The sequence below is a fragment of the Microvirga sp. KLBC 81 genome (genome assembly GCF_003075415.1).
Lineage (GTDB): Bacteria > Pseudomonadota > Alphaproteobacteria > Rhizobiales > Beijerinckiaceae > Microvirga.
Genome location: NZ_QDAH01000078.1, coordinates 1 through 20,220 on the forward strand (window position 1 = coordinate 1; position 20,220 = coordinate 20,220).

Genomic DNA, 20,220 nt, shown 5'->3' on the forward strand with positions numbered 1-20,220 from the left:
AAGCGCAATCGCCTGTATATCTGCGCCACTACGTCACTCTATGCCATCATGCTTCCCGTGAATGGGGCGAAGACGTTCTAAAGCATCGGACCGAAAAGTGGATTCCACTTTTAAGCGGAAAACCGGGTCCACTTTTCCGTACGATGCTCTAGTCGTCCACCCCAGTGCGCCCTTCGATTGTCATGAGGGTGGCCGTCAGGACAGCGATGAGCTTCTCCTGCCCCTCGCGCTCGGCAAAGACATCCGTCTGCGCAAGTGTGAGCGTGCGCCCAGCCTTGATGACCCTTCCGCGTGCCACGATGCGCTCCCCATGGCTGGCGCAAGAAGATTAATTTTGAACTCGGCCGTGAGCACACCCGCCCCAGGCGGCATCAGGGTCAGAGCCGCGTAGCCGGCTGCCGAATCCGCAATGCTCGCCACAGCTCCCGCGTGCACGAACCCGTGCTGCTGCGCCACGGCAGGCGATGTCGGCAGAACGACGTCCACCAGCCCCGGCGAGACACGAGCGATGGATGCTCCCAGCGTCTCCATGAGTCCCTGCTTTGCGAAACTCGTCCGCACCCGCGCATCAAAGTTGGGGTCCTTCGGTGCCGAGTCATTCATGTTCGCGCCTCCACACTCAAGCTCATTAAGACAGCTTTCAGCCCCCTTGTGAATTGCACCCACTTCCCTCATTTATGCAGGCCATGAGTCACTCTGCCTCCCAATCCGCGAAAAAGGTGCGCTCGGGCGCGCTCGTCGGCATCGGCCTGATGCTGCTCGGCACCTTCATGTTTTCCGTCAACGATGTGATGGGCAAGTGGCTCGTTGCCACCTATTCCGTCGGCCAGGTTCTGCTGTTGCGCAGTATCGCCGCGCTGGCGATTCTTCTGCCGCTCATGCACCGGCAGAACATCCCACTCAAAGTTCCGCCGCAGTCCTGGCTCCATGCCGTCCGCATCCTGCTTTCTACACTCGAAGTCGCGTGCTTCTACTGGGCCGTCACCTACCTGCCGCTGGCTGACGTGATGACCTATTATCTCGCGGCCCCCATCTACGTGGCGGCCTTCGCGGTATTTTGGCTCGGCGAGAAGATCGATAGGCCTCGCATCCTCGCCATCGGCGTTGGCTTCATCGGCGTGCTGATTGCGCTCCGTCCCTCAACGGCGACGATCTCCTGGCCCGCCTTCATCGCCCTGGCTGGAAGCGTGTTCTATTCGCTTCTGATGATCACCACCCGCAAGCTGCGGGATACGGACGACGGCACACTGGTCTTGGGACAAATGCTCGGGAACCTGATCTTCGGCATCGCCGTCGCGCCTTTTGCATGGGTCACGCCGAGATGGCTCGATCTGGCCGGTCTTTTCCTTTTGGGCGTTGTGTCGATGGCGGCCCATGCGTGCGTGAATCGCTCGTTGAAGATTGCTCCGGCCTCTGTCGTCGCGCCGTACCAATATACGCTTATCATTTGGGCGATCGTGCTGGGTTATCTCGCCTTCGGCGATATCGTCGAGTTCTGGACCCTGGTGGGTGCCGCCGTCATCTGCACGGCAGGTCTGGTTCTGCTGCTTCTAGAACGTGAAGCCGCTCGACGCGGGCGCGTACCTAAGGATATCGAGGAGCCCGTGTTGCCGGAGGCTTAACCCAAAGACCAACGCGCTCTCCACAGACTGCCCAACAATCGCGCTTGACAGTTTCCGCCACGGGACCGTCAATGGTGCAACAAAAACACACATGGGGAGTGCGATGCGCCTCAAGCTCACAATCGCTGCCGCAACGGCAGGAATTCTGTTCGCCTCTGCGGCTTTCGCCCAGGACATCAAGATCGCTCTCATCGCCGGCAAGACCGGCCCGCTCGAGGCTTACGCCAAGCAGACCGAAGCCGGCTTCATGATGGGCCTTGAGTACCTCACCAAGGGCACCATGACTCTGAATGGCCGCAAGATCTCCGTGATCGTGAAGGACGACCAGCTCAAGGCCGATCTCGCCAAGACGCTGCTGGAGCAGGCCTATAACGACGACAATGTCGACATCGCTGTCGGCACCACCTCCTCCGCTGCGGCACTCGCCATGCTGCCGGTAGCGGAAGAGAACGGCAAGATCCTGATCGTCGAGCCCGCCGTGGCCGATGCGATCACGGGCGAGAAGTGGAACCGCTTCATCTTCCGCACCGCCCGCAACTCGACGCAGGACGCCTACGGCGCTGCGGCGGCCATTCCGGCCAGCGGCGATGTTTCCATCGCGACGCTCGCGCAAGACTACGCTTTCGGCAAAGACGGCGTTGCCGCTCTCAAGAACGCGCTCGCCGAGATCCGCCCGAACGCGAAGGTCGTGTTCGAGGAATATACGCCGCAGAACGCGACGGACTTCACCGCTTCCGCTCAGCGCATCTTCGACGCGCTGAAGGACAAGCCGGGCAAGAAGATCATCAACATCATCTGGGCCGGTCAGCATCCGCTGCCAAAGATCGCCGACCTGAAGCCTGAGCGCTTCGGGATCGAGATCGCACCGGGCGGCAACATCCTGCCCGTCATGCAGATCTACAAGAACTATCCCGGCATGGAAGGCGCGGTGTACTACTACTATGCTTTCCCGAAAAACCCGATGAACGACTGGCTCGTGGCCGAGCACCAGAAGCGCTTCAACGCTCCGCCGGACTTCTTCACCGCAGGTGGTTTCGCCGCTGCCTCCGCCGTCGTCACCGCCATCGAGAAGGCCGGCGGCACCGACACCGAGAAGCTGATCAAGGCCATGGAAGGCATGAGCTTCGAGACGCCGAAGGGCACCATGACCTTCCGCAAGGAAGATCACCAGGCGCTGCAGGCTATGTACCACTTCAAGGTCAAGGCCAACGGCAAGGACGCGAACGACCTGCTCGATCTCGTCGACACTATCCCTGCCGACAAGATGCCCGTTCCGGTTCGCAACAAGCGCTAAGCCAACCGTGACATCATCAGCAACGACAACGCCCGCGCTTGAAACGCGCGGGCTTACCATTCGCTTCGGTGGCCATGTGGCCGTCAACGACGTGTCGTGCCGGTTCATCCCTGGCACGCTCACGGCCATTGTCGGCCCGAACGGTGCCGGCAAGACAACCTACTTCAACCTGATCTCCGGTCAGCTGCGCGCCACGTCGGGACAGGTGCTGGTCGAGGGAGACGACATCACCTCCCTACCGCCTTCTGCCCGCGCCAAGCGCGGTTTGGGCCGCGCCTTTCAGCTCACCAATCTTTTCCCGGACCTGACCGCACTCGAGAACGTCCGCCTTGCCGTGCAGAGCCGCGCCGAGGCGGGCTGGTCCCTGTTCAAGGTCTGGAACAGCCGCCGCGATCTCATCGAGAAGGCGGAAGAGATCCTTGAGCGCGTGCGCTTGGGCGACAAGCGTCACATCGCACCGAAGGCGCTCTCGCATGGCGACCAGCGCAAGCTCGAAGTCGCGCTGCTCATCGCGATGGAGCCCAAGGTCTTCATGTTCGACGAGCCCACCGCCGGCATGAGCGTCGACGAGGTACCGACGGTCCTCGAACTCATTCACGACATCAAGCGGCGTGGCGACGCGACGGTGCTTCTCGTGGAGCACAAGATGGACGTGGTTCGCTCGCTTGCCGATCGCATCATCGTGCTGCACAACGGCGCTCTCGTCGCCGATGGCGATCCGGCTGAGGTCATCGCCTCGCCCGTGGTGCAGGAAGCTTATCTCGGTGTGGAAGTAGCGAATGGCTGAGCCTCTGCTGCACTTATCCGGCGTTCACACGCATATCGGGCCGTATCACATTCTGCACGGCGTGGACTTTACCGTTCCTGCAGGTCAGCTCACCATGCTGCTCGGCCGCAACGGTGCTGGCAAGACGACGACTCTGCGCACCATCATGGGCCTATGGCAGGCCTCGTCCGGGGCCATCCGGTTCGACGGCAACGACATCACGAAGAACAGCACGCCGGATATCGCGCGTGCCGGCATCGGCTACGTGCCTGAGACCATGGGCATCTTCACGGATCTCACCGTGCGCGAGAACATCGTCCTCGCTGCCCGCAGCGGCCCGGTGGATTCCGCGCGCCTCGATTGGATGCTCGGCCTCTTCCCGGCACTCAAGCGCTTCTGGAACCTGCCTGCGGGCAATCTCTCCGGTGGCCAGAAGCAGATGCTCGCAATTGCCCGCGCCATTGCCGAGCCGCGCCGCCTTCTGCTCATCGACGAGCCGACCAAGGGACTCGCGCCTGTGATGGTGCGCAGCATGATCGAGGCGTTCAAAGCCCTGAAGGCTGCCGGCGAGACGATCCTGCTCGTGGAACAGAATTTCTATGCGGCCTCCGCACTCGGCGACAATGTCGTCGTGATGGATGATGGACGCATCGTGCATTCCGGTGCCATGAGCGAGCTGGTGACGGACAAGAACCTGCAGCAGCGCCTGCTCGGCCTCTCCCTGGATGCTCACCAATGACCGATATGGCTGTCGAACCGACTGCATCGCCCGAGCCGCTTCCGCGCACTAAAACGGATTGGCTGCCGCTCGCGCTCGTGCCCGCGCTCGCACTTCTTGCCCTACCCTTCGTCGGCAGCGGCTCGACCTGGGTGACGCTCACGGTTGCGGGCCTTGCCATGGGCATGATGATCTTTCTCATGGCGTCCGGCCTCACGCTGGTGTTCGGCCTCATGGACATCATCAATTTCGGCCACGGCGTCTTCATCTCGCTTGGGGCCTATGCGACCCTTCTCGTGCTCGGTCCGCTCGCCGGTTGGGGGCAGGCGGATTCCGTCTGGCTGAACCTCGGGCTGCTCCTTCTCTGCATCCTGGCCGCCATGGGCGTCACCGGCATTGTCGGCGCAGTGTTCGAGCGCGTTATCGTACGCCCGGTCTATGGCAGCCATCTCAAGCAGATCCTGGTCACCATGGGCGGCCTGATCGTGGCCGAGCAGGCGATTCATGCCATCTGGGGCGCTTCGCCCATCCCACTTCCGCTGCCGCAAACCCTGCGTGGCGCCTTCGTCGTCGGCGATATCGTGATGGAGCGCTATCGCGTCGTGGCGGTAGGCATCGGACTTGTGGTATTCACCGGAATGCAGTTGCTGCTCAACCGCACCCGCATCGGCCTTCTGATCCGCGCAGGCGTCGAGAACCCTGAGATGGTCGAGGCGCTGGGTTATCGCATCCGCCGCCTCTTCGTCAGCGTGTTCGTGGCAGGCTCAGCGCTTGCTGGCCTCGGCGGTGTGATGTGGGCCTTCTATCGCCAGACGCTCACCGCAGGCATGGGCATGGAGGTGATGGTGCTGGTGTTCATCGTCATCATCATCGGCGGCCTCGGGTCCGTCGGTGGCTGCTTCGTCGGCTCCATCCTGGTTGCGCTGGTGGCCAACTATGTCGGTTTTATCGAGCCGAAGCTCGCCTTGATCTCCAACATCCTTGTCATGGCCCTCGTGCTGATCTGGCGTCCGCAGGGCCTCTTTCCGGTAGCGCGTCGATGAGCACATCCCCTGCCCTGCCCCTCGCCTTCGATGAGACCCGCAAAAGTGGCGGTGCCTTAAGCGGCATCCTGTCTTCGGACATGCCGCGCTCGAAGGTTCTGACCTTCATTCTGCTCGCCATTCTGGTGGTGCTGGCGGCAACACCCTTCCTGTTCTCCGGCAGCCAGCCATTGAGTACGGCCGCCAAGATCTGCGTCTTTATCGTGCTGGTCGCAAGCTACGATCTGCTGCTCGGTTATACAGGTATCGTCTCCTTCGCCCATACCATGTTCTTTGGTATTGGAGGCTATGGCATCGCCATCGCCCTGGAGCGTCTTGGCGCTGCCTGGACCTCTGTTGCCGTCGGTCTCGCAGCGGCTCTTGTGCTCTCCGCCGTGTTGGCTGTTGCGATTGGCCTTCTGTCGCTGCGTGTGCGTGCGATCTTCTTCTCGATGATTACGCTGGCGGTCGCCTCCGCCGTGGCGGTTCTAGCCTCGCAGCTTTCCGGCATTACTGGTGGCGAAGATGGCCTGTCATTCCAGTTGCCGAATGAGCTACGCCCAGCCTTCAGGCTCTTGGCCGAACCGATCCTCGGCGTCACCATCAATGGGCGTCTCGTCGCCTATTACATGGTGTTCTTCGTCGCCCTCCTGATGTTCCTTCTGCTCCTGCGCATCGTGAACTCCCCGTTCGGGCGCGTGCTGCAGGCTATCCGCGAGAACGAGTTCCGCGCCGAGGCTTTAGGCTATCGTGTGGTGGCGTATCGTACGACGGCCTCCGTCATCTCGGCTCTCATTGCCACGGTGGCCGGCGCCCTGATGGCCCTGTGGCTGCGCTACAATGGTCCGGATACGACGCTCTCCTTCTCCATCATGATCGACATCCTGCTCATGGTCGTGATCGGCGGCATGGGAACGATGTACGGTTCGGTGATCGGCGCTTCTCTCTTCGTTCTGGCCCAGAGCTACCTGCAGGTTCTAATGGAGGCCGGGAGCAAAGCGCTCGCCGGGGTGCCGGTGCTGCCGAACCTGATTCACCCGGATCGATGGCTGCTCTGGCTCGGTGCGCTATTCGTCATCAGCGTCTACGCGTTCCCGGGTGGCATCGTGGGGCGCTTGCGACAGACTAAGCAATAAAGGCTTGAGGCACGGAAACTTAGCCGGGTTACAGCGTTTTCTTCGAAAGAGCGGAGGAAGCGTCTATGAGTCGTGCCTTTGTTCGCGAGTCCGAAGGTGGTGAAGCCTTCGAGGATCTGCCTGACCGGACCCTAAGCCCGCATCATCTCGTCACGCCATCGGGACTTGCCCAGATGGATGCCGAGATCGAAACTCTGGAACGGCGCCTTGAGCAAGCGAAAGCAGTCGACGACAAGGCCGAGATGGCACGTCTCTCGCGCGACCTGCGCTACTGGTCGGTCAGGCGGGTTTCCGCCGAAGTCGTGCCTCCTCCCACCGACACGGCCTATGTGCGTTTTGGCGCCCTCGTGACCATCGAACGTGTGGATGGGCGACAACAGACCTATCGGATCGTAGGCGAGGATGAGGCCGATCCGGCGAAGGGAACTATCTCCTACGTCTCGCCGCTCGCCCAGGCCCTTATGGGAAAAGAGGTTGGCGACGTCATCCCCTTAGGATCGACGCAAGCCGAGATCATCACAATAGAGCCCTGAAGGTGCGGCAGCCTCAAACGCTGCCGTTCCCCTGTAGAGTAGCGTAATAAGCACGTTTGGCCTCATACATCCGCAGGTCGGCGCGCTTCACCACTGATTCCAGCCGCTCGCCAGGCTCGCTTGTCGCCAGTCCCATGGAAAAACCGAGCGGAAGGCCGGTGTAGAACTGGTTATTGACATCGAGCAGATTCTCGATGCTCTCCAGCACCCCCTTGGCGTCTCTCTCCTCCATTCCTGGCAGCAGCAGGGCGAACTCATCGCCGCCGATGCGAGCCGCGCACGAAGGCTTGTCGACCGCCTTGTTGAGCACCTCGCCCGCACGGCGCAGCAACGCATCCCCTGCAGCGTGACCCAGCTGATCGTTCGCCGTCTTTAACCCGTTGAGATCAATGATGACCACCGTCACAGGGAACGGACCCTTGCGCTCGAGGCGATTGAGCTCATCAACGTAGAAGGAACGGTTGTAGAGCTTGGTCAACACATCGTGCTTGCCGAGATATTCCAGGTAGGCCTCGGCGCGCTTGCGGGCCGTGATATCCGTCAGCGCCACCTGGACAAGCGACCAATCCTGCTCGTAGCCGGGAAGAACGGAGAACTGCAGGTGCAGGTGAAGCCCGTCGCCAGCCAGGGAGTAGTTCACCACTTCACGCTGCTGGAAAATTCTGCCGTGCCAGAGATCGATGAGCTGCTCCCGGAAATGCTCCTGCATTTCCTCTCGGAAAACCTCGCTGAGATTGCCAAGCAGGGTCTTCTTATCAGGCGCAGCAAAGAGCTCGAGGGTGTGCCGATTGACGTCAATGACGCGAATTTCGCTCATGCAGCGGGTGACGAATTCCGGATGCACATCCGTAAAGGTACGAAAGTTGCTGATCCCCTGGCGTCGCACGTCCTCAAGCAATTGCTTGACTGCACTGAAGTCCTCAACCCACAGTGACACAGGAGAGTGTTCGAAGAGGCCGCGCGCGTAGGCCTCGCTGACCGCCAGTTCGCGACGCGCTGTCTCTCTTTCCGTCACATCCTCGATAGCCACGAGAACGCGATCCCAGCCGTCTTCATGTCCCGGCAGGATCATTCCCTTCAGTTGAATGTCGAGGCGCTTTCCCGAAAGGGTGTAGTTAACGGTATTGCTGCCGAACTCAAGCTTGCCCTCCCATAACTGAACCAGCTCATCGATATGGGTCTTGAGCATGTCGGCGCGGAAAATCTGGGAGAGATTGTCAACCAGGTGTGTCAGGTTCTCGGCTTCGAACAGGCTGAGAGTCTTGCGATTGACCTTGATGACACGAATACGGCCCGAACAGGCGCGAACGCGCTCGGGATCGGCCTCAAGATGCGCCCTCAGGGAGGTCACGCCGTCAGCCCGCCACTCCTCGAAAAGCTGCTTCAGGCCGCTGTAATCTTCCAGCCATAGAGAAACGGGTGCCAAGTCGAACATGCCGGCGTCGTCTTGTTGATCATCCGAAACATGGACGCGCAGAGTGGTGGCGTTGGAATGGGGCATGGCAGGCCTGCAGGATAGTCGTAGTCTGGTCCATTCAGCCTACAGAGGCCACGTAATACTAGATCAGAGAGACAAACTTTTCCTGTCTTGGCTTAATTTTCACCCTGGAAGAGCGATCATGATTGCTATGGGGTTTATCCGATTGCCCCCCACGACTTCTGAGCGGCTTAGCCCCGCCGACCGCGCAGGCCAACCCGCGCCACCGGCAGGTCCGCCATAGGCTCGGCGGTTTTCTCACCGGAGGCCGAAACCCAACCCCTACCGGACTGGCGAGCCTCATAAGTGTGTCCCGTTTGGGAAGGCGGAAGGATGGACGGGCTGAGGTTGTCGAGTACTAGCTGCCCCCTGAGCGGTAGAAACCGTGAGAACCGCGTGAGCCACGCCCTGCGCGGTTGCGCCAACCGTGACGGACAAGACGGACGCCGGCCAGCCACGCTCGATCAGCATCTTGCGTTTCAGGATCGCGAAGTCCTCGCAATCACCTCTCCCACTCGTAGGAAGGGCCCAGACATCCTCACGCCCGTATTGTTCCAAGTCCGTCACTTCCACAATGGTGGAGTTCACATGGTGGTTGACCTTCTGCAGTTCAGCCATCCGCTCCGGCGTCAGAACAACCTGTCGCCCCGGCTTTGTCATGGCTGCGTGAATCGGTGAAGTCACAGCGAAAGCAAACACGCGGTACCCACGCGGCGCAGGATCGAAATCATCGGAGTGCCCCAATTGCTTCTTGCTGCGGGTACCTTGTCTATAGCCCCGCCTTGTTCGATCTTGTTTGGGAACAAGTCGGTGTATTGAGCCCAAAATGGGGCAGCTTGCCTGTTGCGGCGGAGCAGAAAGCTACCTTCCTGGTGGTGAAGGGAGGAGGAAATGAGATGCAAGCTAAGCAGCGTCCTCGCCTTGGCCTGTGCAATGTTGATCGCGCTCGGGGCGCCGCAGATAGCAACTGCATCAGAAGCTGCTTGGCAGCAATTACAGGCGGGCAGCTCGGTTGCGATCCTTCGCCACGCCCGCGCACCGGGCACAGGCGACCCTCAGAATTTCCGGCTGGAGGATTGTGCGACGCAACGCAATCTCTCCGATGCCGGGCGCGCTCAAGCGCAAGACATCGGCAGGCGCTTCAGGGAGCGTAAAGTTTCGGTCGAGCGTGTTCTCTCAAGTCGGTGGTGCCGCTCGCTGGAAACGGCTCGCCTTGCATTCGGCAACATGACCGAGCCTTTCCCACCCTTGGACTCGTTCTTCTCCGACCGACGACAGGAAGATGGACGGACGCAAGCCGTCCGCCGGACCATTGAGGAATGGCGTTCTCCTGGCGTTCTGGTGCTCGTGACGCATCAGGTCAACATCACCGCCCTAACAGGGATCTTTCCCACCGAGGGGGAGATCCTCGTGCTCAAGCCAAAGACATCGGGAGGCTTCGATCTCGTGGGTAGGATCAAACTCTAGAGCCTCGGACGTGAAAAGTGGAATGCACTTTTGGGTCCGATGTTCATCATCCGGGCTAGCGCCTCGTGCGGAACCGGAGGTCCGCGTCAGCGACCCGAAGGGCCACGCCCGTGAGAAGTGGATCCGGCTTTCCGCACAAGGCGCTAGAGGAGAGAAGGAAGACCTCAGGAATCCGCCCGCATCTCGTCGGCCACGCTTTGGCTCATGTAGGGATGGCCCGCCTCGTTCAGGGCCCGATCCAGTGCCTCGATAGCGGTCAGAATCTTCGAAAGCTCTTCCGCCATTTCCACCGAGGGAAGCGGCGCTTCCGCAATTTGCCGTGCCATTTCTCGACGGCGTTTCACAAGGCTCTCGCGCGCTGCATTCAGCTCCTGGATTTCCTCGGAAGTCATGGGTTCCTCATCATCTCAAGCGGTCTTAGGGATAAGTCCACTGGGCTGAATATGTTCGCATGCGACCTGCAAGCAAGTGGCGAACTGTGCTTCTCAAGCAAGCCTGTCCAACAGGGCCACGATAGGCTTCAACCGCTCGTCAGGCTCTTCTATGGAGCGTGCAAGGATCAGTCGCTCACCGCTCCAGCGAAGTTCGCCGCCGGAGCCCTCAACCACTTGTTCCAAGAGGGCTATGTCGACTGTTCCGGGCCGGAACGTTAGAGCGATGGCCTGTGGCCCGGCATCGATGCGCGCGATCCCCAGACGAACGCAGAGCTGCTTCAGTTCCGCCAGGTTGATGAGGTTCTGCAAGGATTGGGGCAAAGCTCCAAAGCGATCCTCGATCTCAGTTTCGAGATCCTCCACGTTCTCGAGTGGATCGAGCCGCGATATGCGCGCATAAAGATTGATCCGCGCCTCCGGGTCGTTGATGTAGCTGACCGGGATAGTTCCCTTGAGGCCGATATTGAGGTCAGGCGACCATGCATCCTCGATGCTCTCGCCACGCAATGCACGCCGCAGCATATGCTGGTAGAGGTCTGTTCCGATGAGCTTGATATGACCGGCCTGCTCCTCGCCAAGGAGAGAGCCGGCTCCCCGCTGGTCAAGATCCTGCGCGCTGATGGCAAACCCAGCACCGAGACGATCAAGCGCCACAAGCGTCCGCAAGCGCTTCTCGGTTGCCTTGGGAAGCACCTGATCGGGCTCTGTCAGTAGATAGGCGGTGCCCCGAATGCGTCCCCGTCCAACACGTCCCCGCAGCTGATGGAGTTGGGCGAGGCCGAAACGATCAGCCCGCCATACCAGCATGGTGTTCGCGCGGGGAACATCGAGGCCGCTCTCGATGATGTTTGTGGCCAGCAGAACATCTCCCTCTCCGTCCGCGAAACGGACCATTGCCTCGTCGGCTTCAGCGGGCGGCATCTGGCCATGGGCCACGATCAATTCGAGCTCAGGAACGAGCTTGATCAGTTGCTCCCTCATCGGCTCGATATCCTCGATCCGTGAACAAACGAGGAAGCTCTGCCCCGCACGTCGCTTTTCGCGCATGAGCGCTTCGCGCACCGTGGCTGGATCGAAGGATGCCAGGAAGGTGCGGATTGGCTGGCGCCGCGCCGGTGGTGTGGCGATGATGCTGATATCCTGGAGGCCAACAAGAGAAGATTGCAGGGTGCGTGGGATTGGCGTCGCAGTCAGCGTGAGCACGTGCCCACCACACCCTAATTGCCTGAGCTTACTTTTGTGAGCAGCCCCGAAACGCTGCTCCTCATCGATGATCACGATGCCAAGATCCTTAAAGCTGATCCCCTTCCCGGTGAGCGCATGGGTCCCCACCACGATCCTGATTGATCCATCAGCGAGGCCTTTCTTGACGCCCCGCGCCTCTGCAGGAGTGACCAGACGCGAGAGATGGGCAATTTCTATAGCCAATCCAGCAAACCGCCGCTGGAACGTCCGCAGATGCTGGCGGGCGAGGACCGTGGTGGGCGCGACCACAGCTACCTGCTTTCCAGACAAGGCGACAGCAGCCGCAGCGCGCAACGCGACCTCCGTCTTGCCGAAGCCAACATCGCCACAGACGAGACGGTCCATGGGATGCCCGGAGGCGAGGTCCTGCAGCACCTCCTCGATGGCGCGAGCCTGATCCGACGTTTCGGTAAACGCAAAGCGAGCAACGAAACGCTCATAATCCCGGCTTGGCGGAGTGATCGGATCGAGCTGAACGGCCCTGCGCTCGTCAACCAGAGACCTCAATCGCTTGGACGCGTCCTGGATCTCTGTTTCAATCGTCTCTCGGCGAGCAATCCATGCATCGCCATTCAGCCTATCCAATTTAACAGCGTCGAACGCCGAACCGTAACGCCAGATCTGGTCCATTTCCGTCGCGGGAACCATGATCTTTGCCTCATCTGCATAAGCCAAGCGGATAGCATCTTGGCCGTTCTGATCTCCAAGCGAAATTGCCTCGATGCCTTCCAATCTCCCGATGCCATGTTCGATGTGGACGACGGTATCACCAATGTGAAAGCCTAAATCCGTCTGCAGAGCCGACACCGAAGCTGCTTCAGGCGCAACCTCAGTACCGACACGGCTTCCGAGAACATCGTAGGCCGTAATGACTGCGGCTCCAGCATCATCGTCGATGAAGCCACCCCTGACATCCGCCTTGATGGAAAACCACCCTCGGGGTTCTCCATCGATCACATTACTCCAATTGTCCACGGCGGCTATTTTTGATCGAATGTTCTGCACTCTGCGTCGCAACCGATTGAGATCGCGCTCGGTCTCCGCGACAAGCACAATTCTCCGCTGCACTTTTTCTTGGGAATAGATGAAGCTGGACAATGCTTGCGCAGGCTTGGATGCACTTGCAAAGAACGGAACCTTGTTTTTGTTTGCTTCGGCTTCAGGAGCATCTCGAATGACCGTCAATTGCCTTGCATTCAGAACCTGCTGCCATTCGTTATCAAGAATGAAGAGCTGCTCGGGTTTAACTGCATGCTCCGCGCTGGTGCGGAAGTTGTTTCGACTTCCGTGGGCATCGGCAATCTGCTCCATGACGTTCTGCCGACGCCCTTCTGCCCTTTCTTCCATGACGATTTCAGCATCGGGCCAATAGTCGAACACAGTCTCCAGCTGTCTATAATACTCCGGCAGGCGGTGCTCCATTCCCGCGTAGCGTTCTCTGGACGAAGCATCATCACTCGCCGCGCTCAGAACGACTTCCGAGGCGGGCTCCAGCGTGATGCTGTCGACATACTCCTCCGTTCGTTGCGAGACAGGATCATAACGACGAATGGAAAGAATGGAGGAACCATCATGCTCCGCCCGGTAAGGCAACGGGCAATTGGCGGGAAAGAGATCGATAACCTGCCCGCGAATGGCCGCTTCTCCGGCCTCGTCGACTCTGTCGTCCAACACATAACCAGAGCGATGCAAAAAGTTCTCAAGCGCCTCCGGGACAAAAGCGTCGCCCGTCTTGAGAGAGAAAGTCGCGCTCGCCCATAGTTCCCTCGGAGGCACACGTTGGACGATTGCTGCTGGGCTGGTGATCAGCAGACGCGGGCCTTTCGCGGGCGCCGCCATTTGGCGGAGGACGGAGATTCTCTGCCCCATTACATCGCGCGAAGGCGACGCGCTGTCGTAGGGAAGACAGTCCCAGGGCGGCAGGATATGGACCTCCAGATCCGGAGACAGCCCTTTGACCGCGCTTACCAGCTGCTCAGCCCAGCGTTGCCCTTGCGCCAGATGGATGAGACCCTGCGTCCCGGCACGGTGCGCCAACGCGATTAGCCGCACCGCATGCAAGCCGACAAGCGGTGCGAGGAATAGATTATGATGCCCAAGGTCCTGAGAAGCGGCGGGCTCGGCGCGCATAGGATTCCTTTGAATGGGAGACGCTCTGAACAGAGCATCAACGCCCAGTATCCCTCGCAGTTGCAGAATTAGAGACTTCTTCTCCGTAGGAGGGCGCCGATCCGTGGGGCTCCAATCTCTGCCCTGCGCATCTCGAAAAGCGCATCCTGCATCACATCGATCGATGCGGCCGCCTGTGCACGGGACGCAGCAATCACCGCTGGATCGCGCGCGGAGAAGCGGTCTGCATCCCGCGCCAACTTCACGCAACATTGCTGAACGATGGAGCGCGCCTCCTTCAGTCGCGGCGTCGGCTGAGAGGACCGAACCATGTCATCACAGATCTTCAGCACATCGCGGGCGAGGTCCTCGCCAGAATATAGTCCGGAATAAGAGCGGATCATGCTGCGCGCGCCACTCAAGGAATGGCGAATCTCCTGCCGCAGAATGCTATCATCGCTCATCGTGAGGATCCGAAAGGACTGGTTGAGCCCGCTTATCAGGATGAGGGCCGATATACCTCAGGAACTCCAAGAGTTTCTTAGCCTTGCCCTCCTGAACCAGGCGCAGTTCTGGCGCGGATCAGTTCCGGCACGGGCGCATGATCTTGGGCGGCTGTCATGGATGAGCGGAGGCCAGCCTTCTGCAGCACCGGTCCAGCGATGATCCCCGCAAGAAATGCAAATGCAAGCATGACCAAAGCAACACGCCCATAGAGGGCCGCGAGATCCTTGAGTGCCATTCATCTCTCCCAGGACTGCTTCGTTCAAAGAATCATAGGAGTCACCACTGCGTCAGCCAAGCTCTGAGGCAACAATTCGCCCGAGCTCGATCCGGACAGAATTGAAAGTCCCCACGCAACCTATGGATTGAAAAACGGTTTTTCTCCTGACCTTATTGAAAAATACTTTTCCACAGCATGGTTAACGCGCAATATATTCATATACTTTGTTACAGCAAGCCGAGAGATTGCATTTGTTTCAAAACATCATGCGACAGGTCGGGAGCCCTATGAACATTTTGCCTGCAACATGATTGAAGCTGTCGAACCGGAATGAGAGCCGATGCCCCTTTCTCCTGCGTACCGTGCCTCTACGTCCCACCAAGACCTGGGCTCAGATTTCTTTGACATCGTCACACCTGCCGAGTTTCCAATCCATATTCTGCGATATCGCAACCAGCGCTGGGCCGAGCGGACAGGGCTTGCCGAGCTAACAGATGAGGAATGGATCTGGCACTTTGGCCTGTTCGCCCCGCTTCCCGGGAGTTTCGAGCAGGCCCTGGCCCTGCGCTATCACGGCCATCAGTTCCGAACCTATAATCCTTATCTCGGCGACGGACGCGGCTTTCTGTTCGCGCAGCTGCATGACATCAAGGATGGCAGGCTGCTCGACCTCGCCACCAAAGGAAGTGGACAGACACCCTGGTCGCGCCACGCTGATGGGCGCCTGACGCTGAAGGGTGGCGTTCGGGAGGTTCTGGCAACCGAGATGCTCGAAGCATTGGGTGTCAACACATCGAAGTCGTTAAGCTTGATCGAAACCGGCGAGGAGCTCGAGCGCGGCGACGAGCCTTCCCCCACCCGCTCATCGGTTCTCGTGCGCCTCAGTCACTCACATATCCGCATCGGCACATTCCAGCGCCTGCTCTATCTTGATGAGGCGCATAATATCAGCAAGCTGCTCGACTACACGATCACAACCTACATGCCCGAAATCTCGCGTGCCAGCGAAGCGGAGCGCGCGGCAGCTTTCGTCGAGGAAGTGTGTCGGCGCGTTGCACGCATGGGCGCTCAGTGGATGGCTGCAGGTTTCGTTCATGGTGTGCTCAATACCGACAACATCAACGTCACAGGCGAGAGTTTTGATTATGGCCCGTGGCGTTTTCTCCCCTCTTACGATCCAGGCTTTACCGCTGCCTATTTCGATGAGACAGGCCTCTATGCATTTGGGCGTCAGCCTGATGCTCTTTTGTGGAACCTGTTCAGGCTCGCTGAATGCTTTCTGCCGATCGCCGAGCAGAGCAAGCTCGAGGCCTCATTGGCCGCCTTCGAGCCTGCTCTTCATCAGGAATTCGCAGCTGCAATTCTCCGCCGCCTCGGTCTTTGTTCTGAAGGTCATGAGCAGGATGGCATGCTTGCCAAGAACCTATGGACATTCCTTCACAGCACGAGAGCTCCATTCGAGCAGACCTTCTTTGACTGGTTTGGCGGCTTGGAGCGCCTTGAACGCGCGACACGCAGCCCATCCGCCGAGTTTTACGCTCATCCCAGCTTCCAGCCATTTCGCCAGAATATCGAGGGTTTCAAGCCTCTCCCAAACCTTAGGCTCGACCACTCCTATTTTGCGAGGACGACGCCTTGTACGATGATAATTGAGGATGTTGAGGCAATCTGGGAGCCTATTGCTCGCACCGATGACTGGTCGGCCTTCAACGCTAAGCTGACGGAGATTGCGCTCATGGTCGAGGCTTATGATCTCTAGATCCCCGCGCCAATTACCGTTCAAGGCCTTCGGCCATATCAGGCAAATTATCCTACAGCGTGGCCTTTCATGCACTGACAGCCAACCGTGCAAAGAAAAATCGTAGTTATGTTTGCGGCTTGAAAATTGTTCCAGTTGCTGAGCTGTAATTTCTTCAACAACTTACGGGAACGATATTCCTAGACTTGCGTAATATAGCCACGCAAGTCGCCTTACAGCGACTTAGGCACATTAAACTCTTTCCAGTAGGTGAACAATGAAGCGTTCGCACGCTCTCGCTTTGTCCGGCGCTGCCCTCCTCGCAGTCCTTTCTTCTCCCTCATTCGCTCAAAACAACCGCTCTGGCATGCAATGCGTGCCCGATGTTGCGAATGCGTCCATGTACCAAAACTGCCGCCTTCGCGTCGTCGCGGGGGAGGAAGTGTGCCGCTGCGCCATACGTCCTCAAGCCTTGCGCCGCACGGATCGTATCCGCAACCAGGACCAGGATGATATCGCCACCGGCTCGATCAGTCGCGGCACGATCCTCGGGGGCGGCCAGTTTGGGGAAGGAACCCTTGGCACCGGCGCGTCCGCTGGTGGGGGAACTCTCAGCGGTGGAACCAGCGGCAATGGTGCCGTCGGTGGCACGGCAGGCGGTGGCGCTGCGGGAGCCGGCAACGGCGGCGCAGTTGCAGATAATGGTGGCACTGGCGGCAATACCGGTGGCGGCAGCACAGGTGGTAACGGCGGATCGGTTGGTAGTGGTACGTCCAATGGCAGCGACACCGACAATGGTCGATCGGGCAATTCCGGCCGTGGCAACGGCAACGGCAACAATGGCGGTGGCCATGGCAACAACGGCTATGGCAATGGCGGCGGCGATGGCAGCCCCAACGGTAAGGACGATACGTACCGCTAAACTCGCCTGACGCCTTTTTTGAGCCCCTGGCTCCTAACAGTGCCAGGGATTTTCTTGTTGGCAGAAGATATTCACCTGCTGCGCAGATTATTGTGGCGCTGCCGGGACACTGGGTGAAGGAGCCGCGCCCCCTGCTTCTGCATCACCGGTGCTATAGCGCCGCATCACAACAGCCGTGCGCTGCCCATCGCCTGGGATCTGAGTGTTCATGACGTAAGGTGGCCACGGATCGGAAGTGTGCACTGTCCGGTTCCAGGCCTGCGCCTCGCCTGCAGAGAGAGTGATCGTATCGCGGTGTTCCATGTAATCCACGCAACCGCCAAGCGATATGGCTGGGAGTACCAGGGTGGCCGAAATGGCGAGCCGGACCTTATTGCTTGACGACTTTTTTGACGGCATTGCGCTTTCCTGGCTTCAGCTCGATGATGTGTCCATAAGGTCCGATCACGCCCGCCCCTTCAGCAAAGCGCTTCTGCATGTCGCCATCGACTTCGAGCGAGCCGAGAAGGAAGAACTCGAGATCATTGCTGGGCTTTGCTGAATCGAGTGGTGTGCGAAGCGGTTGCCCCGGCTTGCCAGGCTTCACGAGACGTGGAGTCACGATGATGACGAGATCCGTCTCCTGCTCTTCGAAAGCGGAGGAACTGAACAGCGTACCGATAATGGGCAATTGTCCGAGCCACGGAACCTGCTCGCGGTTCTTCGAGTGGACACTCTGCAGCAAGCCCGCCATCGCAAAGCTCTGGCCATCTCGGATCTCGATCGAAGTGCTGGCGCGCCGGGTGATGAAACCTGGAATGGAAATCGAGCCCGTGCTGACGCGGGTCGATTCATCAACTTGGCTAACCTCAGGCTCAAGCTTGAGATTGATGATGCCATTCTCAAGCACAGTGGGTGTGAAGTTCAGGCGAACACCGTATTCTTTGTAGGTGACGCTCACTTGGTTGTCGTCAGCCGCAACAGGGATAGGGACTTCGCCACCGGCCAGGAAGCTTGCTTTCTCGCCTGAGAGAGCGACCAGGTTCGGCTCGGCGAGGCGCCGCGCCAATCCCTTCTCTTCGAGTGCCTGCACGAGAATGTCCGCGCTGATCCCGCCTCCGAGAAAGTTTGCGACCACCGTGCCGAAAGGAGTGCCGCCGCTGAGGAGCGGGTTGTAGGTGATGCCGGAAGTGCCGGTTCTCGGAGGATCGAAATTCCCGAGGGCAACTCCACGCCCGGATGTATCGCCGGCTTTACGCCCGAACCAGCTGATGCCGAGTTCTCGGGCCGCAGTACGGTTCGCCTCGATGAAACGGACTTCCAGCATGACCTGCTGGCCGCCCGTAACGCGCAAGGCGTTGATGACGCCATCTGAGCCATATTGCTCGGCAATCTCCAGAGCCTTACGAAGCGCGATCCCATCCGGAACCGTGCCACTCAGACGAAGACGCCCATTGATGGTTTCCGTTCTGATATTGGCCTGGGGGATGGTTTCCTGGATGGTTGCGGCGAGATCAGGCGTGTCGGCACCAACTTCCACGTTGACCGTTCCCAAAAGCTCTTCATCGGCTCCGTAAACCGCGACGTTGGTCCGCCCTTCCGCCTTGCCTAGCACGTAGAAAGAGCGTGCGGTGAGAGGAACGGCTGTTGCAATCTCAGGATTACCGACGACGACGCGTCCGACGTCTGTGGCGGTCTTGGCCGTCAGAAATTGGCCCTGAGCCACATTGATATCGCCGACAGCGCGTCCCTTGTTGAAACGCAGGAGTCTCTCCTGGGCCTGAGCCGATGGCAGCACTCCAACAGCGGCAGACAGGAGGGCGGCCAGTGCGAGAAGAGGCGCGATCTTGCTCAGCGCAGCACGGCAGCGCGCCGGATCAAACGTTGCTCGCATCACTGAAACCGCCTCTGATAAACAATACATTATTCTATTACGCCGTTCTAATTCTCCTCTGGACCACACGTCCAGCCGATCAGATGGCCTAGAACGCCAATACTTGGAGGCATGCATGGTTAAAGGGCCGTAAAGAACCGACGGTCTAGGCCGTCTGGCCTAGTCATAATCTAAGCTGGCTGGCCTTGGACCTCGAAAGCATAAGCCATGCGTCCGGGCTTGCGAGCGCCATTGATCCATTGCTACACCTCTAAGTGAATCGCACATCCAGTGCGGTGGAAAGATGCGTGGGGGACTGCAATGGGGGCACTCGAACGAAAGCTGGCATCAGCCCTGTTCGCGTGTACACTTCCCCTGTTAGCTGCCTGCAACGGCACCGGCCTTTCGAGCTTCGGCAATAGTACCGCAGAACTCGAGCTTCCCTCCTCCGTCGAGGAATATCCTGACAACGAGGTCTTCAAGGTTGCGAAGGTCCAATTCGCAGCGGGGAATTATGGGCATGCCGCGCGCTACTATGAGCGCACTGTGGAAGTGGAGCCGAACAATGGCGAAGCCTGGTTGGGCCTTGCCGCCTCTTACGACCGCGTGCGTCGTTTCGACTTAGCCGACAGGGCGTACCGGGAGGCTGGCCGCCTCATCGGAGACCGGGCCGAGTACTACAACAACATCGGCTACTCTTATCTTTTGCGCGGCGATGTGGTGAAGGCCCGCAGCAATTTCCTCAAAGCCCACGAACTCGATCCTTCGAGCGTCACGATCAACAACAACTTGGACCTCCTGAGGGATAACGTCGCTCGTTCAAGACGAGGCTGATTCAGGCCGAGTTTCAAAGCGGCGTTCGCCTTAGAGCATTTTTCGGCGAAATGGATCCGGTTCGCCGTCAAAAATGCAGCCTGAAAAAGACGAGAGCTGATTCCACGCAAGTGGAAACAGCTCTAGCACTACTTTGGCACTCCCATCATTGAGCCAAGGGTGAAGCGGGCCCGACAGATTGGACATCGCAGGCGCATGGCGTGCGCCAGATGATCAAGCAGCATGCGCCGGATGGCCGGCAGGCTCGGGGGCGGCGGCGGTTCCTGCGCTTTTTTTTCCCCGACCGGCGGCTTGCAACCGCAGATACTGCAGGAACAGGCAGGCGAT

19 protein-coding genes and 1 pseudogene are annotated in these 20,220 nt (G+C 59.4%); 11 read left to right on the forward strand and 9 right to left on the reverse strand.

Annotated features, from left to right (window positions below):
- Nucleotides 1-148: 148 nt before the first annotated feature.
- Together DC522_RS37495 and DC522_RS37500 are read right to left on the reverse strand one after the other, a co-directional pair.
- Nucleotides 149-298: a hypothetical protein gene (locus DC522_RS37495; RefSeq protein WP_371680632.1), complete on the reverse strand. Its 150-nt coding sequence runs from the start codon at nt 296-298 to the stop codon at nt 149-151.
- A 38-nt stretch (nt 299-336) separates the two neighbouring features.
- Nucleotides 337-675 (reverse strand): annotated as a pseudogene (locus DC522_RS37500) (PaaI family thioesterase); the annotation flags it as partial.
- A gap of 11 nt (nt 676-686) precedes the next feature.
- Between DC522_RS37500 and DC522_RS27155 the strand changes: the two are divergent.
- The 7 genes from DC522_RS27155 (at nt 687) to greA (ending at nt 7,091) form a co-directional block, all read left to right on the forward strand.
- A complete protein-coding gene (locus DC522_RS27155) occupies nt 687-1,622 on the forward strand; it encodes a DMT family transporter (protein WP_116531700.1) in 936 nt (311 codons plus the stop codon).
- A gap of 103 nt (nt 1,623-1,725) precedes the next feature.
- Nucleotides 1,726-2,916, forward strand: a complete 1,191-nt coding sequence (locus tag DC522_RS27160; protein WP_116531701.1) for a substrate-binding domain-containing protein — start codon at nt 1,726-1,728, stop codon at nt 2,914-2,916.
- A 7-nt stretch (nt 2,917-2,923) separates the two neighbouring features.
- Nucleotides 2,924-3,703 (forward strand): ABC transporter ATP-binding protein, encoded by a 780-nt coding sequence (locus tag DC522_RS27165; protein WP_116531684.1) that lies wholly within the window; start codon nt 2,924-2,926, stop codon nt 3,701-3,703.
- Complete coding sequence (locus DC522_RS27170) at nt 3,696-4,421, forward strand: ABC transporter ATP-binding protein (protein WP_116531685.1); 726 nt, start codon at nt 3,696-3,698, stop codon at nt 4,419-4,421. The genes DC522_RS27165 and DC522_RS27170 overlap by 8 nt, the downstream gene beginning before the upstream one ends.
- Nucleotides 4,418-5,443 carry a branched-chain amino acid ABC transporter permease gene (locus DC522_RS27175; RefSeq protein WP_116531686.1) on the forward strand — a complete coding sequence of 342 codons (1,026 nt, stop codon included), beginning with the start codon at nt 4,418-4,420 and terminating at the stop codon, nt 5,441-5,443. Before DC522_RS27170 ends, DC522_RS27175 begins: the two co-directional genes overlap by 4 nt.
- Nucleotides 5,444-5,523: 80 nt before the next feature.
- Nucleotides 5,524-6,558 (forward strand): branched-chain amino acid ABC transporter permease, encoded by a 1,035-nt coding sequence (locus tag DC522_RS27180; protein WP_245444586.1) that lies wholly within the window; start codon nt 5,524-5,526, stop codon nt 6,556-6,558.
- 65 nt (nt 6,559-6,623) lie between these two features.
- On the forward strand, nt 6,624-7,091 hold the full coding sequence (gene greA / locus DC522_RS27185; RefSeq protein ID WP_116531688.1) for a transcription elongation factor GreA: 468 nt from the start codon (nt 6,624-6,626) through the stop codon (nt 7,089-7,091).
- A gap of 13 nt (nt 7,092-7,104) precedes the next feature.
- Here the strand turns inward: greA and DC522_RS27190 are convergent, their stop codons facing one another.
- Complete coding sequence (locus tag DC522_RS27190; protein ID WP_116531689.1) at nt 7,105-8,592, reverse strand: sensor domain-containing diguanylate cyclase; 1,488 nt, start codon at nt 8,590-8,592, stop codon at nt 7,105-7,107.
- Between the two features lie 276 nt (nt 8,593-8,868).
- Nucleotides 8,869-9,393, reverse strand: coding sequence for a transglutaminase-like cysteine peptidase (locus tag DC522_RS27195; protein ID WP_371680626.1), 525 nt, complete (start codon nt 9,391-9,393; stop codon nt 8,869-8,871).
- 66 nt (nt 9,394-9,459) lie between these two features.
- On the opposite strand from DC522_RS27195, the gene DC522_RS27200 reads away from it, so the two are divergent.
- Nucleotides 9,460-10,035 carry a histidine phosphatase family protein gene (locus tag DC522_RS27200; RefSeq protein WP_116531691.1) on the forward strand — a complete coding sequence of 192 codons (576 nt, stop codon included), beginning with the start codon at nt 9,460-9,462 and terminating at the stop codon, nt 10,033-10,035.
- A 164-nt stretch (nt 10,036-10,199) separates the two neighbouring features.
- Here DC522_RS27200 and DC522_RS27205 read toward each other — a convergent pair whose 3' ends face one another.
- The 4 genes from DC522_RS27205 to DC522_RS27220 form a co-directional block, all read right to left on the reverse strand.
- Nucleotides 10,200-10,427 carry a hypothetical protein gene (locus DC522_RS27205; protein ID WP_116531692.1) on the reverse strand — a complete coding sequence of 76 codons (228 nt, stop codon included), beginning with the start codon at nt 10,425-10,427 and terminating at the stop codon, nt 10,200-10,202.
- Nucleotides 10,428-10,520: 93 nt separating this feature from the next.
- The gene (mfd, locus tag DC522_RS27210; protein ID WP_116531693.1) at nt 10,521-13,844 is read right to left on the reverse strand and encodes a transcription-repair coupling factor; all 3,324 of its coding nucleotides are present in this window, start codon (nt 13,842-13,844) and stop codon (nt 10,521-10,523) included.
- A gap of 68 nt (nt 13,845-13,912) precedes the next feature.
- Nucleotides 13,913-14,287 carry a hypothetical protein gene (locus DC522_RS27215; RefSeq protein WP_116531694.1) on the reverse strand — a complete coding sequence of 125 codons (375 nt, stop codon included), beginning with the start codon at nt 14,285-14,287 and terminating at the stop codon, nt 13,913-13,915.
- Nucleotides 14,288-14,364: 77 nt separating this feature from the next.
- A complete protein-coding gene (locus DC522_RS27220) occupies nt 14,365-14,565 on the reverse strand; it encodes a hypothetical protein (protein WP_116531695.1) in 201 nt (66 codons plus the stop codon).
- Nucleotides 14,566-14,887: 322 nt separating this feature from the next.
- On the opposite strand from DC522_RS27220, the gene DC522_RS27225 reads away from it, so the two are divergent.
- On the forward strand, nt 14,888-16,306 hold the full coding sequence (locus DC522_RS27225) for a protein adenylyltransferase SelO (protein ID WP_116531696.1): 1,419 nt from the start codon (nt 14,888-14,890) through the stop codon (nt 16,304-16,306).
- Between the two features lie 379 nt (nt 16,307-16,685).
- Nucleotides 16,686-17,207 carry a hypothetical protein gene (locus DC522_RS27230; protein ID WP_245444584.1) on the forward strand — a complete coding sequence of 174 codons (522 nt, stop codon included), beginning with the start codon at nt 16,686-16,688 and terminating at the stop codon, nt 17,205-17,207.
- Between the two features lie 370 nt (nt 17,208-17,577).
- Here the strand turns inward: DC522_RS27230 and DC522_RS27235 are convergent, their stop codons facing one another.
- Entirely contained in the window at nt 17,578-19,080 is a 1,503-nt protein-coding gene (locus tag DC522_RS27235; RefSeq protein ID WP_165820333.1) for a type II and III secretion system protein family protein, read from the reverse strand.
- Between the two features lie 300 nt (nt 19,081-19,380).
- Here DC522_RS27235 and DC522_RS27240 point away from each other — a divergent pair, with 300 nt between their 5' ends.
- Entirely contained in the window at nt 19,381-19,893 is a 513-nt protein-coding gene (locus tag DC522_RS27240; RefSeq protein WP_116531699.1) for a tetratricopeptide repeat protein, read from the forward strand.
- The last annotated feature ends 327 nt before the right edge of the window (nt 19,894-20,220 follow it).

Bases quoted from the DNA above. Each gene is read 5' to 3' on its own strand.
- DC522_RS27175 (WP_116531686.1), top strand. From the start codon at position 4,418: ATGACCGATATGGCTGTCGAACCGACTGCATCGCCCGAGCCGCTTCCG.
- DC522_RS27180 (WP_245444586.1), top strand. From the start codon at position 5,524: ATGCCGCGCTCGAAGGTTCTGACCTTCATTCTGCTCGCCATTCTGGTG.
- DC522_RS27235 (WP_165820333.1), bottom strand. From the start codon at position 19,080: ATGCGAGCAACGTTTGATCCGGCGCGCTGCCGTGCTGCGCTGAGCAAG.
- mfd (WP_116531693.1), bottom strand. From the start codon at position 13,844: ATGCGCGCCGAGCCCGCCGCTTCTCAGGACCTTGGGCATCATAATCTA.
- DC522_RS27160 (WP_116531701.1), top strand. From the start codon at position 1,726: ATGCGCCTCAAGCTCACAATCGCTGCCGCAACGGCAGGAATTCTGTTC.
- DC522_RS27240 (WP_116531699.1), top strand. From the start codon at position 19,381: ATGGGGGCACTCGAACGAAAGCTGGCATCAGCCCTGTTCGCGTGTACA.
- DC522_RS27225 (WP_116531696.1), top strand. From the start codon at position 14,888: ATGCCCCTTTCTCCTGCGTACCGTGCCTCTACGTCCCACCAAGACCTG.
- DC522_RS27230 (WP_245444584.1), top strand. From the start codon at position 16,686: ATGTACCAAAACTGCCGCCTTCGCGTCGTCGCGGGGGAGGAAGTGTGC.
- DC522_RS27155 (WP_116531700.1), top strand. From the start codon at position 687: ATGAGTCACTCTGCCTCCCAATCCGCGAAAAAGGTGCGCTCGGGCGCG.
- DC522_RS27220 (WP_116531695.1), bottom strand. From the start codon at position 14,565: ATGGCACTCAAGGATCTCGCGGCCCTCTATGGGCGTGTTGCTTTGGTC.
- greA (WP_116531688.1), top strand. From the start codon at position 6,624: ATGAGTCGTGCCTTTGTTCGCGAGTCCGAAGGTGGTGAAGCCTTCGAG.
- DC522_RS27200 (WP_116531691.1), top strand. From the start codon at position 9,460: ATGAGATGCAAGCTAAGCAGCGTCCTCGCCTTGGCCTGTGCAATGTTG.
- DC522_RS27170 (WP_116531685.1), top strand. From the start codon at position 3,696: ATGGCTGAGCCTCTGCTGCACTTATCCGGCGTTCACACGCATATCGGG.
- DC522_RS27190 (WP_116531689.1), bottom strand. From the start codon at position 8,592: ATGCCCCATTCCAACGCCACCACTCTGCGCGTCCATGTTTCGGATGAT.
- DC522_RS27215 (WP_116531694.1), bottom strand. From the start codon at position 14,287: ATGAGCGATGATAGCATTCTGCGGCAGGAGATTCGCCATTCCTTGAGT.
- DC522_RS27205 (WP_116531692.1), bottom strand. From the start codon at position 10,427: ATGACTTCCGAGGAAATCCAGGAGCTGAATGCAGCGCGCGAGAGCCTT.